The organism is Clostridium sp. CS001, assembly GCF_020443565.1.
Lineage (GTDB): Bacteria > Bacillota > Clostridia > Clostridiales > Clostridiaceae > Clostridium_AD.
The window spans coordinates 1-13,850 of the sequence record NZ_JAIZZN010000015.1; the positions used below are offsets into that span (position 1 = coordinate 1).

The following is a 13,850-nucleotide window of genomic DNA, read 5'->3' on the forward strand; positions in this document are numbered from 1 at the left end:
ATTCATTTGAGCATTAGCAAGTGCTAAACTATCCACTTCTTTCAACCACTCAAACTCAGTCTTATATTGTGCAGGCGTAGGATATTTCATTGTTTTAATATCTAATTCTTTATTTTCCTCATATGATTTAATCCTTTCAGCCAACATTCGATTATATACAAACCTAGTGCATCCAAAAGTTTTAGCTAAATATATTCTTTGTTCTTGGTTTGGATATAGTCTGAATTTATATGCCTTTAGCATTTTTTCACCTCATTTCATTCCTTTATTTTCGATATACTTTCTAACTATATCTATAGGAACACCACCTGTTGTTATAAGGCAATAACTTCTACTCCAAAAATACTGATTACATGATACATCACTAATAGTAACTTGTCAAAGAGTTATTATTTTAGGTATCTAACCTAATATAAGCGCCACTATCTTTTAAAGCTTTTCTTACTAAGAAATCTAATTCATCTGGGATAAGAACCTCCATATATCTCTTTTTAATTTCAACTAAGTTCTCATTCTTCATAATTAAACCACCTCATCCTTCATTACAATTTTTAATATTTCAAGGGCTTTATATAATCGAGTTTTTACTGTATTAATATTTACGTTAAGAATTTCTGCAATTTCATCTATCTTCAGATCCTCAAAATATCGCAACTTTATTATCAAGCGAAAATCATCCGGTAGATCATTCAATTTCCTTTGTAAACTAAAGATTCCATTTGATCAACAGAAATATATTATATAGTCTTTATCGACAATTTAGTTTCTTAAACTACATATAATATAATATATGTGCATAATTAAAGGAGGTCCAGCATAAGTGAAAATTACTTTTAAAACAGTCTTCTCACATATTACCTATATTTTTATTCTTTTAGGGTGTTATTTCTTGTCTAAAAGGGTTCCTTCATTCACACCTCCTGTTATACTTGTTATTGAGTATTCTTCATATATTATATTTGGATTAGGCCTTATTTTAAGCCTTCGATTTAATCAAGGGAGAGTTTTCTTGATAATTTTGCTGCTTGCCTTATTTCAATTCCTTTTAAACTATTACCCTCAACTATCAATAAGTACTGCAACTTATTCTCAGATCCTTTATCCAGTGATTTGCATGCTTATACCACTTAATATAGTTGCCTTTTCTCAATTAAAAGAAAGAGGAATCTTCTCCTTCTGGGGAAAAATACGTATCTCCTTTATACTAATTGAGATATTTGTTATATATAAAATTGTTGTGTCTAATGATCCATCAATACAAAAGATATTAAATTATAAATTTATAAGTATCCCTGTAGAGAGCACTATTATGAATCAAATAGCTTTGTTAATATTCTCTTTAACACTAGTATTTTTTATAATTAAAGCCTACTTCAAAAATAGTGTTTTTGAAGTACGATTAATTGGTGTTACTATTTCTGTTTTCACAGCCCTTTTTTTTGTTAATGACAAGATATCTTTTTCTATATTTCTAAGTTCTGCTGGTTTAATGTTAATTACCAGCATCATTGAGGATTCCTACTCTATGGCTTATCTTGATGAACTTACGGGAATACCTTCCCGTCGTGCCCTTAGAGAGGACTTGATGAAGCTCGGGAATAAATATGTTATTGCAATGATAGATATTGATTTTTTTAAGAAATTTAATGATAAGTATGGGCACGATGTTGGAGATGATGTCCTAAAATTAGTAGCTTCTAATTTAGTACAGGTCACAGGCGGTGGAAAAGCCTTTCGATATGGAGGGGAAGAATTTACAATACTATTTCCTGGTAAATCTATAAATGAAGCAATCCCTCATTTGGAAAACTTACGTGAAAAAGTCTCCAAATCAGGATACACAAAAAAATCTTCAAAATCTCAAAATTCAAAATCAAAACGCGGAAGTTCTAGCCAATTATTTATTACTATAAGCATAGGCGTATGTGAAAAAAACAGTAAATACAAATCTCCTAGCGAAGTAATGAAAGGCGCTGACACTTCCATGTACCGTGCTAAGAAAAAAGGTCGAAACTGTGTAAGTAAATAATAGTGATAATATTCAATATCATGAGTTTCTGCACTTTCTCCAATAAGTATAATGTGTTTGCAAATCCATTTTTAATATTTTTGTGGTTATTAGGTTCCTCCAGTACTTATACTGATGCTACTACAATTTCTGTTCTACAAGCGAATTCCCTTTCCATTTCGATATCAATTACACTGATGCTGTCTTCCAAACTGACTATTATAGAGTTTTTCATAGAACCCACCCTTTTCCATTAACTCCTTATGGGTTCCTTGTTCTATAATATTTCCTTCATCTATAACCAATATTAAATCTGCATTACGAATAGTTGAAAGTCTATGTGCAATAACAAAGCTAGTTCTTCCTTTCATTATATTCCTCATAGCTTTTTGAAGTAACATTTCCAATCTAGTATCAACTGAACTAGTTGCTTCATCTAATATTAATATTGCTGGATTTGATATTATAGCTCTTGCTATAGTCAAAAGCTGTTTCTCTCCTTGAGATATGTTAGAAGCTTCTTCATTCAAAAACATATTATACCCATCTGGAAGAGTTTTAATAAAGTGATGTACATTAGCTACTTTAGCTGCTTCAATAATTTCTTCTCTGCTAGCTCCAAATCTCCCATACTCAATATTTTCATAAATTGTTCCATTATATAGCCAAGTATCCTGAAGAACCATACCGAATATAGAACGTAAATCTTCGCGTTTCATATCTCGAGTATCCACTCCATCTATTTTTATAGCTCCTCCTTGAATATCATAAAATCTCATTAATAAATTTATTAATGTGGTTTTACCTGCTCCTGTTGGACCTACTATAGCAACCATCTGACCACTTTCTATCTCTGCACTTAAATCCTCAATTAAAATGTTATCTTCATTATATCCAAATTTGACATGTTCAAAAGTTACATTTCCACATGGATTCGCGAGCTTTATAAAATCAACTTTGTCTGGAATCTCTTCTTTTTCATCTAATATTTCAAATACACGTTCAATTGCTGCAAAGGCTGATTGTATTGCAGCAGATAATTGCGTTACTTGCGAAATTGGTTGATTTATTTGCCATATATACCGAATAGAGGCTTGAAGATTACCAACTGTCATTATTCCACTTATAGCATATATGGCGCCAAAAATTCCAACAACTGCAATTCCTAGATAACTAACTAACGAAACTAATGGAGACATTATACTTGATATAAACTGTGCCTTAAATCCAGTATTAAAAAGTTCTTCATTAATATTTTCAAAATCTTTTATAGCATCCTCTTGCTTTCCATATAGTTTTATTTCATTAAACCCAGTATATGTTTCTTGAACTTTACCATTCAATTTTCCCAAAGCCTTTTGCTGATTATAAAATAGATTTTGTGATTTACTAACTATAAATTTTGACACTAAATAACTTATCGGTATTATAAGTATAGCTAACAATGCAAATTTTATGTTAATTGTAAACATCATGACAATAGCTAGAGTTAGTGACAATATTGAATTTATAACTTGGCTAAAGCTCTGTTGAAGTGCATTAGAAATAGTATCTATATCATTTGTTATACGGCTCAGCACATCCCCATAACTGTTTTTATCAAAATAACTTATAGGTAATTTTCTAATTTTACCTTGAACAGCATTTCTTAAATCTTTCATAATATTTTGAATAGCATTTGTTAATAATGCACTTGCTAAATATGTACATAATGCTCCAACTACATAGATAAATGCCAATATACCCATTACTGTGAGAATATATTTAAAGTTAACTGAAGCTCCCTTAGTCCCTTTTGCTATGTTCACAGCATCTTTGGCAAGACTAGTTGTAATTAATCCTTCTATTTTGGGAGCAATAGCAGTAAAAATAGCAGCTACTACTATAAATAAAATTGCAGCAAAAAACGGTTTCCCATAAGGTTTTACGAAAGGAGAAATTTTTCTTGTATTATCTTTTAACTTTTTCATTGCTCCAGTTCCTCCTTTGTAAGTTGAGATGATGCAATTTCATGATAGATTTCACAGGTTTTTAGTAATTCTTTATGAGTTCCTATTCCTACTATCTCGCCTTCATTCAATACTATAATTTTATTAGCATCAATTATAGATCCTATCCTCTGAGCAACTATTAAAACTACTGAATCTCTAGTTTCGTTTTTTAATTTTTCTCTAAGCATTGCATCTGTTTTAAAATCTAGGGCGGAAAAGCTATCATCAAAAATATAAATTTCAGGTTTTCTAACTAATGCTCTTGCAATAGATAATCTTTGCTTTTGCCCTCCTGAAACATTAGATCCACCTTCACTTATTAGTTCCTCAAATTTTTTAGGTTTACTATCAATAAAATCATAGGCCTGTGCTACCTTGGCAGAATGTTCAAGTTCATCTTTATCTGCATCATTTTTACCAAATTTAATATTAGTGCCTATACTGCCAGTAAACAACAACGTCTTCTGAGGTATAAATCCTATTTTTACACGTAATGCCTTTAAATCATAGTCTCTCACATCTACTCCATCTATCTTTATGTTACCTTCTGTAACATCATAAAATCTTGGAATTAAATTAATTAATGTACTTTTGCCACTGCCTGTACTTCCTATGAATGCTACTGTTTCTCCTTTTACTGCTTTAAATGATATATCTCTTAGTACTGGCACCTCTCCATCTGGATAAGTAAAGGTAACATTATTAAATTCTACAATACCCTTAATATCTGTAGCCTTAATACCATCTTTAGGATTTTTTATAATAGGCTCTGTATCTAATATCTCTTGAATTCTATCAGCTGAAATTTGTGCTTTTGGATACATTATAAACACCATTGAAAAAAGCATAATAGAGAACATTGCATGGAACAAATATTCTATAAACGCTACCAATTGTCCAACTTGTAGCATTCCTAAATTTATCATTTTGCTAGAAATCCCAAAAATAGCAATCACTGCTAAATTCAACAAGACAAAGAAAAGTGGTTGAGCAATTGCCATAAGTTTATATAACTTCTTAGATATATTTGTATAGTCATTATTAATTTCTTCAAATCTTTGTTTTTCATGATCATCATTACCAAATGCCCTGATTACTCTAGTTCCAGTTAAATTTTCTCTTGAAATTCTATTTAATTTATCTAATCTTTTCTGTTGTTTTTCTGAAATTGGATAAGATATTTTAGCTATAATAATTACTCCAAGTACTATGAATGGCACCGTTATTGCTAATACTACAGATAGCTTCAAGCTCGTTCTAAGAATCATCACTAAACTTACAATAAACATAACCGGCGTAAGTAATGCTGTTCTAAGCAATGTGTTTGTAAATTGGAGCACTTGAAAAACATCATTGGTTGTTCTAGTTATCATTGATGATATTCCAAACTTATCATACTCACTATGTGAAAACTCCTGTGATTTTTTAAAAATATCATTTCTTATATCTCTAGTCATACTAGTAGAGATTTTTGAAGAACAGTATCCTAATAATATTGTACCCATGGCCCCAATTATAGAAATTACTACAATTATAATACCCATATATTTTATGTATTCTGTATCCTTATTGGCTATTCCCTTGTCAATCACTCTAGAGATTATTGTTGGAATTCCGAGTTCTACTAATGCAAATCCAAAAACTGATATCATATTAAGCACTAGAAGTAGTTTATATTTTTTTATATATTTTAATATTAATTTCATTCCTGATATTCTCTCCTTTTCCTATGTAGTGTACTTGCTTGTACACCCATTGATTTTATTTACTCTTGAAATATTAGTGCAATAACATTATCATATAATGATAAAGTATACTGTTACCGTATAGTCAAGAGGAGAATTTAGCTATGAATGAAAAGTTTAATAAATATTTTAATACTGGAGATTTTGCAAAGCTATGTAATGTAAAGAAACAAACTCTTTTTCATTACGATGATATTGGCATTTTTTCTCCTGAAATAAAAGATGATAACGGATATAGATATTATTCCTATCAACAATTTGATGTTTTTAATGTGATTACTATTTTAAAAGAAATAGATATGCCTTTGAAGGGGATTAAAGCTTATCTTGATAATAGAAGTCCAAGTACATTAGTTGAACTATTTAAAAGTAAAGTATTAGAAGTAGATTTAGAAATAGAAAATTTAAAAAGAATACGTAAACTCATGGAAACAAAAATTGCTATAACAGAAGAAGCCTGCATAATAGATTATTCTAAGATTAGTTTAGAATTTTTTGACGAGGAGTATCTAGTTCTTAGTAATTCAATTGAAGATGTAACCCATAAGGATTACTTGAAAATTGTATCTGAGCATATGAATTATTGCACCTTAAATCATCTTAACTCAGGTCATTCTATTGGTATCATAATAAATAAAGAAAATATATTAAAAGGAGTATCTGAGAATTACTCCTTTCTATATACAAAACTAGATTCTAATAATGACAGTCCTTTTACTTTTACTAAACCAAAAGGTCTCTATTGCATCGCATATCATAAAGGAAACTACAATAATATCGACAAAACCTATAAAAAAATACTGCAATTCTTAAAATCGTCTAATTTAATCATTGGAAAATATTCTTATGAGGAGTGTCTTTTAGATGAGGTCGCAGTAGAAGGCTACGACAATTATGTAACTCAAATTTTAGTTGAAGTTGAAATCGATATTTAATATGTGCATAGAATAATTATTGTGCCAGCTCAAGGGCCAAAGTATCACCTAGATGAATGATTTTATAGCATCCTTCTTCTCCAGACACACCAAAATACTTTTTCAAGATGTATTTTGCTTCTGAATCACTTTCAACTATAACAAGATTATCATATCCCCCTAGGAGATTAATCAGGTTATCCTCATAAAAAGCACAAATACCATCCACATTTGGTGCGTAAAGCATATATTTGGCTATATACTGCATGTAATAATTCGTTACCTGCCCGTTAGTATCTGATGCATAAAATAAATATCGCTCTTCATCAACTTTGCCTTCTAATGGCCAGTGGTCACCTGTAACCTGATATACCTTATAAGGCAAAGTGGTTTTGTATGAACTCTGGATAGATTTCATACCATTATATTCCGACATCATCAATGTTACAGTCAGTGCAGTAAGAATTATTAATCCATTTTGATACCTTTCTTTACTTTGGACGGACTTATAAGCGCGGTAAGCAGGCATGTCACTGACTTTATAATAAAATGAATTTTCAATATCCACCGTTGCACATAGGATGAGCCCACCTGCAAATAAAATCACGATACTGGATGCATAACGTTCAAATCCAGCTAATACTATAGCCTCCTCAATGGGCATAGAAAAAATATAAAGTCCAAGTATGCCGATATAGTAACTGATAAGGACTATGTCCAAAGCTATTAGTGTCTTCCATAGCTTCCAGTTTTTCTTTATCACAATTACCACAAAGATACTGGCAAGAACAGCTGCAATATTGAATCCTATAATTCCCATCATGGAACGACTTTTGAGGTCAAATACAGATTTTACAAATAGCAAAGTTATTTGCCTGATATCTTCACCGCTTTTGACTTTGGAAAGACTTTGGATATTGTTAGGTGAAATTTCAAATTTATTCCCCACACCCTGAAATCCATATGCCATATGTATCATCCACAAAATATATGGTGTAAAGGAAGCTGAAATAGAAATAAGAACCTTCCCTATATTCTTGTATAGTCGGTTATCCTTATTTCTTAGCAACACATAAACCATATAAATCAACCCAATTCCTGCAAATATGACTCCTGTGCTTTTTATTATCATTAAAAGTCCTGCTAAGGGTATAATTGTAATACATAATTTTGTTATCTCCCTTTGGTACACGTATATGACAACAAACATTACAAGCGTATATATGGGGAGCAGGAAGTCAACTAGAAGGTTGTCTATACGTATTGTAATATTAAATATGGACAACACAGAACATCCTGCCGCTAAAAAAGCATAAAGTAAAAACCGTTTCCTTTCCTTAATTATCCCAAAAATAGCATAAAAACAAGAAAAGATAAGAATACCCTGGGCTGTCAGCATAATTCCTTGCGTATTTCCAACAAAACGGCAAATAAAATAAATAAATGAGGAAATACCCAGTGGATAATTTTTGAAATCAATCAAAACAGATCCTACATCAGGAAATGTGTTAGTAATAAGCATCTGCTTAAGAACAATTGCCCAGTGAGAAAAGTTATCATAATGTATAAGCTTGCTAGTTATTAATAAATAGAAAAAGAACAGACTTCCCACCATGAATGCCACATGAAACAAGGAAGTTTTTAAATTTAAATATGTCCTCCGTCTAACCACTTGAATAAAATATACTATAAACAGCGCTACACCCACAAATAGCAGGAATATGGACCCTGGAAACAAATATCCCGTAAGTCCACAAAAATATACTGTACATGCAATGGCTGAACAAACAAAAGCAGGTATGAATTCTGTTTGAAGTTTCAGCTTTTTCCTTGTTAACATCATGTAACCAAGTATTGAGCAAAGAACCACCATCCACATTATAACTTTCATGATTTAACCCCCATCTTTATCGTCATTTATTATATCATTCAAAACCTGATGGAGCCGATTTTCTTTTATAAGGCTTTTTAAATTTACAAGCTCTAGGAGTTCCTGCGATGAATTCTGCTTATAAACCCCCGTACGTTTTAAAATTAATAAAATTCCACTTTCAGTTTTATAAGTGATTTTCTCATTCAAACTTCCATTGTCATTAAAATTGGAAACTGAAAAGTAATGATAATTAAAATCTACCAGTTTACATGTTCCTCCATCCTCAAAAGTAATCTGCCTGTCTATCTGTATTCTTGGCATCTTTCTCCTGTGTAAAAATGGATGAAACAGGCGATTTCTAATATTTCTGATCATATCATCATAAGCCGTGATCCACATATCCATTTTCTTGGGTAGGGTATGTGTTCTGTCATATATTATCTGTGTATATTGACGTTTGTTCTCATCATCCACCGGTAGAACTTCTGCAGAATAACACCACCCCTTATTCTGATCTTTTACATAAACGATTTTCCCTTCGAGCTTAGCTTTATAGTATGGAGTAGTGATAATGAGCTTTATGGGTTCACTATCCGGGATATAAATCGGCTCCCCTGACCAGAAGGATATGCCATTTTCTGAAACATCCACTGTTATTGCTTCGTAGCTTAAATTCTCATGCTGTATAGTGATATTTTCCTCAGCCTTAATCCGCTCGCTACTTCTATATGCACGTCTTCCCAGCATGAAAAATATAGCATAGAATAATGCAACCGTATTATAGCCCACCCAGAATATGATAATGCTGCTGTAAAACAGTGCCCAGCCATACTTACCATTCACATAATGCACCATAGTCACAACTGACAGTATAAGAAGCACTACATGAGGAATAGCATAAACAATAAACTCTAAACCAATGCCATCAGATTCCTTCTTTTTATTTGTAACCTTAAAATTTCTCTGATGTATATGAAATGTCTCCAGTAATACCGGCACAATCAAATAAGGCATAAATATGGTATCTATAACCTGGCTCCATCTCTGATTTCTGACATCGCTGGATAAGTAACGCATGGACATACTATAAAAAAAGTATGCTGGTAGCCAGAATATTACCACATCCCAGAAACTGCTGTTAACGATTTGAAAACCAAACAAAGCAAACATAATAGGAGCTAAAATGAATATTAATCTATTGAAAAATGACCACCAATATAAGAAACTATTAAAGTAAGTAATTCTTGCTACCATTGGAAGCTCTGAAGTAAAAATTGCATTAGTATTCTGCAAACTCTGTATTACACCTCTCGCCCAACGCACCCTCTGCTTAATCATACTTTTTATAGTTGTAGTAGTGAGTCCAGCAGCCTGAATCTCATCCGTTGCATATGTGATGTATCCAGCCTTTTGTATTCTAATGCTTGTCTCAAAATCTTCCGTAATGGTATTTAACGGAAACCCACCTATTTCATCCATGGCCACCCTTGCAATAACGGTGTTGCTGCCAGTATACGCAACTGCATTAGAGGCATTTCTCATAGTATTGATCTCTTTTGAAAAGAAATCCTGTTCATTTGGAATATTACCCTCTGCATACAAGTTAAACTGAAATAAGTCCGGATTATAGAAGCTCTGAGGGGTCTGGATCAATCCAATTTTTAGTTTCCCATTAACCTCTTCTTCCTTTCTCAATCTCCACCTGTCATCTTCCTTTATGAACTTTGAAAGGAAAAAATATGGGACCGTCTTCATAAGAAACGTATGCTGCGGAATCATGTCTGAATCAAATGTAGCAATAAGAGGAGACGAAGTCTTCTTTAATGCATTATTTAAATTTCCTGATTTCGCATCCTTATTTCCTGAAAGTCCGAAATATCCCACCCCAAATTGCTTGGCTAGAATTGCAACCTCTTCTCTATTTCCATCGTCACAAAGGTATATATGTACTTTGCTTTTATCTGGGTAGTCCATAAATGTACATGCATTGACAGTTTTATATAGGATGTCCACAGATTCGTTATGGGTTGATATAAAAACATCTACATCAGGATAGTATTCGTCTGGTACAATTGGACATTCAAGATGAAACTTATTTATCTGCATTTTTTGGTATAAAAGTTCAAAGGTAGTAAATACCGTTACAGTTTCAGCAACAATCAGTAATATGCCAAATATAATATTAAGTGGCCCTTCACTTAAGGGAAGGGTAAATATCATACGCCAGCCCAAATAAATCGTCATCAATATTATAGTAACAATAAAAATCCTATTTCGCTTTTTCTCTTCATTATTCATGGAAATAACCCCCTAAGCTCGAAATACCCAACGCTGTTGTATGTAGTAACTAAAGATAAATAGACACCCATCGCAAATAAGCTTTGTTATTTTTTCATCTAACCCAAATACAGTGTGTATCATATATACGCCAACTGCTGAAAGAAGCATATTTACCGTGCAGAGAATTAAATATCGGAGTAATCTATTATTACTTACATTATTATTCTTAAACACAAGGTTTTTATTCAATAAATAATTTACTATAACAGAAATACATCGTGCTACCGCAGTTGCAAAAATGATCCTAAGAAAGTCCCTTCCATGCATAACTGCCTTTAGTAAATCAAATAATATCCAAGCAATTCCCATATCAATTACTGCACAAATCAGTGAGGACAAAAAAAATTTAACAAAATCACCCATTATTATGCCTATAATCTTAAGACTATCTCGAACGGCATTAAAATGGGTGCCTCTGTTTTCATTTTCATAAATTGTCTGAATTGGAATAGTGCTGATTGGAATATTAGACCTAATACAAGAAATTAGAACCTGGGTCTCATACTCAAAGCGTTCTCCTTTTATGTCCAACATTAAATCTATAAGATTTGGTCCGAAGGCCCTCAGTCCTGTTTGGGTGTCAGGAATGTATCTCCCATATAGACCCGCAAGCACCGCAGCTGTTATTCGGTTGCCAATAAGCGACTTCGCAGGAATCCCAGCCTTTTTAAAGTCCCTAACCCCGAGCAAAAGTCCATCCTGCATGCCTCCAGCTTCTATTGCTAATTTGTATACATCCTCTTCCGAGTGCTGACCGTCTGAATCTGCAGTTACAATACAGGAATAGCCAACTATATTATCCTTAATATACCTGTATCCTGTCTTAAGCGCAGAGCCCTTTCCAATATTTATATCATGTTTAAGCACGGTACAACCGCACTCCTCTAATGCTTTAAAAGTATCTTGATATTCTTCTCCAGAGCCATCATCTACGATTATAATGCGAGATAATCCATATTGATTCAATCGTTTTATATATCCCAAAATTCTTGCATCTGGCTCAAGAGATGGAATAAGAATGATTGCTCTTTCTATTGTTTGATCCATTTCGACCCCCTTGTTTACTTAAATAAAATTAAATATTTCTTTTTCATCCTGTAACACCAACTTTTTAATTCTTATTATATCAGAATTATCAACAACAAGTATATAATTTTAGTTACTCTAATCAATCGAGAAAAAGCAATACTCATAATACATGGGTATCACAAACTCTATTATAACTGTAATAAATTCCAAGAAGGAGAATCCTCATTTTAAGAGGATTCTCCTTCTTAATTATTTTGCTAAGCTACATAACATATTGTCATCTTTAACCATATTATATGTACTTTATCTTGAAATTATTTCTACGCCATCTTCTGTTACAAGAACTGTATACTCCCATTGTGCTGAAAGAGATCCATCATTTGTAATGGCGGTCCATCCATCATCTTCATCTATAAACACTTCATAACTTCCCGCATTTATCATGGGTTCTATTGTAAATACCATTCCTGGAACTAAAATCATATCCGTTCCCCTTCTTCCAAAATGGTAGACAAACGGTTCTTCATGAATATCTAATCCAACTCCATGTCCTCCAAAATCCCTAACTACTGAATAACCTTTACTTTCTGCATATTCCTGAATGTCAGCCCCAACATCACCTAAGAATCCCCAGGGCTTAACTGCCTGCAATCCTATTTCTAAACATTCCTTAGCCACCTTAACTAACTCTTGAGCCTCGTCACTTACCTCTCCAATCATAAACATTCTTGAAGCATCTGAATAATAACCGTTAAGTATAGTTGTTGCATCTACATTTATAATATCTCCTGATTTAAGTACTACATCTTTACTCGGTATTCCATGACATACCTGACTATTTATTGATGTACAAATACTTTTAGGGAATCCATCATAATTGAGAGTTGCTGGTATTCCTCCATTAGATACTGTATAGTTATATGCTAAATTATCTATTTCTTGAGTTGTCATGCCTTCTTTAATATTCTCACTAATCAAATCTAAAAGACCATTATTAATGTTAGCACTTTCTCTTATTCCTTGAATCTGTTTTTTAGTCTTTATAAGCTCTTTTGTTGGTACTATGTATCCTTTTCTTTTTAAACTTATTAACTTCTCATCAAATTCTAAATGACATGCCTTATATTTCAAACCGCTTCCACATAAGCAAAGATGATTTCTATTTAACATCATAATCTCTTCTCCATTTATCTATTATTTAATTACTCCACCATGAAAAAAACATTCATAAACTTTATTATTATTAAAATAAATTTCCTCATAACCTTGAAACCACTCAAATTCCCCATTTACAATGCAATGATATTTATATTGTCCCTTTTCATATATAATTGGTCCACGATAAGGATTATCTTTAGAAACTAAACTTAATACTTCCTTTAAAAATTTTCCTGAAAATGCCTCATCTAAAATTCTTCCTACATAATTCATTGACCACAATGGAATATCATCTTTCCATAAACCTTCTTCTCCAGCAAATCGTTCCCCCCCTAAATATGTATCAATATATTTAAGGTCACCTTCTACATACTCAAAATCATGAGAATTAGGCCTTGATGCTTTAATTTCGTCACCATTTCCTGCATATGTAGATTTTTTTGCCTTACATAAAAAATCTATTATATCTCCATTTAAATCAATAACTTTATTGGATACTATATATAAATGACAATTCTCTTCATAATCATTAACTAATTTATCAATACTCACATTAAAAAAATCACTTAATGAAATTAGCCTAAAAATGTCTGGATATGAATGTCCAACTTCCCACTTGGCAACTGCTTGCCTTGAAATACCCATAATTTCAGCTAATTTCTCTTGTGATAATCCCCTTGCTTTTCTCAATGTTTGCAATTGTTCTTGAAAACTCATTCTTACTCACCTCTAAAATCAGTATACTACCATTTCATGTATACTTCTAGCAACTAAATATAGCAAAGTTGACAA

At 32.2% G+C, this 13,850-nt stretch carries 12 protein-coding genes and 1 pseudogene; 2 read left to right on the plus strand and 11 right to left on the minus strand.

Annotated elements, in window-relative coordinates; genetic code table 11:
* The 4 genes and pseudogenes from LGK97_RS11235 to LGK97_RS11245 form a co-directional block, all read right to left on the minus strand.
* A partial coding sequence (locus tag LGK97_RS11235) for a helix-turn-helix domain-containing protein (RefSeq protein ID WP_226259861.1) occupies positions 1-243 on the minus strand: 243 nt, incomplete at its 3' end.
* A gap of 9 nt (positions 244-252) precedes the next feature.
* Positions 253-348: pseudogene (locus LGK97_RS11240) on the minus strand (transposase); the annotation flags it as partial.
* Positions 349-394: 46 nt separating this feature from the next.
* Entirely contained in the window at positions 395-520 is a 126-nt protein-coding gene (locus tag LGK97_RS19790) for a hypothetical protein (RefSeq protein WP_264175020.1), read from the minus strand.
* A 2-nt stretch (positions 521-522) separates the two neighbouring features.
* A complete protein-coding gene (locus LGK97_RS11245; protein ID WP_319001563.1) occupies positions 523-714 on the minus strand; it encodes an RNA polymerase sigma factor in 192 nt (63 codons plus the stop codon).
* Between the two features lie 295 nt (positions 715-1,009).
* Here LGK97_RS11245 and LGK97_RS11250 point away from each other — a divergent pair, with 295 nt between their 5' ends.
* Entirely contained in the window at positions 1,010-2,029 is a 1,020-nt protein-coding gene (locus LGK97_RS11250; protein WP_226259863.1) for a GGDEF domain-containing protein, read from the plus strand.
* Between the two features lie 164 nt (positions 2,030-2,193).
* Here the strand turns inward: LGK97_RS11250 and LGK97_RS11255 are convergent, their stop codons facing one another.
* Positions 2,194-3,978: an ABC transporter ATP-binding protein gene (locus tag LGK97_RS11255; protein WP_226259864.1), complete on the minus strand. Its 1,785-nt coding sequence runs from the start codon at positions 3,976-3,978 to the stop codon at positions 2,194-2,196.
* A complete protein-coding gene (locus tag LGK97_RS11260; RefSeq protein WP_226259865.1) occupies positions 3,975-5,705 on the minus strand; it encodes an ABC transporter ATP-binding protein in 1,731 nt (576 codons plus the stop codon). The genes LGK97_RS11255 and LGK97_RS11260 overlap by 4 nt, the downstream gene beginning before the upstream one ends.
* Positions 5,706-5,848: 143 nt before the next feature.
* Between LGK97_RS11260 and LGK97_RS11265 the strand changes: the two genes are divergently transcribed.
* Positions 5,849-6,679, plus strand: coding sequence for a MerR family transcriptional regulator (locus LGK97_RS11265; RefSeq protein WP_226259866.1), 831 nt, complete (start codon positions 5,849-5,851; stop codon positions 6,677-6,679).
* 16 nt (positions 6,680-6,695) lie between these two features.
* Here LGK97_RS11265 and LGK97_RS11270 read toward each other — a convergent pair whose 3' ends face one another.
* The 5 genes from LGK97_RS11270 to LGK97_RS11290 all read right to left on the minus strand — a co-directional run bounded on the left by LGK97_RS11270 (position 6,696) and on the right by LGK97_RS11290 (position 13,775).
* Positions 6,696-8,549, minus strand: a complete 1,854-nt coding sequence (locus LGK97_RS11270) for a hypothetical protein (protein ID WP_226259867.1) — start codon at positions 8,547-8,549, stop codon at positions 6,696-6,698.
* Between the two features lie 3 nt (positions 8,550-8,552).
* A complete protein-coding gene (locus LGK97_RS11275; protein WP_226259868.1) occupies positions 8,553-10,829 on the minus strand; it encodes a glycosyltransferase family 2 protein in 2,277 nt (758 codons plus the stop codon).
* A 12-nt stretch (positions 10,830-10,841) separates the two neighbouring features.
* On the minus strand, positions 10,842-11,918 hold the full coding sequence (locus LGK97_RS11280) for a bifunctional glycosyltransferase family 2/GtrA family protein (protein ID WP_226259869.1): 1,077 nt from the start codon (positions 11,916-11,918) through the stop codon (positions 10,842-10,844).
* Between the two features lie 285 nt (positions 11,919-12,203).
* Positions 12,204-13,073, minus strand: a complete 870-nt coding sequence (locus LGK97_RS11285) for a methionyl aminopeptidase (protein WP_226259870.1) — start codon at positions 13,071-13,073, stop codon at positions 12,204-12,206.
* 21 nt (positions 13,074-13,094) lie between these two features.
* Complete coding sequence (locus LGK97_RS11290; protein WP_226259871.1) at positions 13,095-13,775, minus strand: DUF5680 domain-containing protein; 681 nt, start codon at positions 13,773-13,775, stop codon at positions 13,095-13,097.
* Between the last annotated feature and the right edge of the window lie 75 nt (positions 13,776-13,850).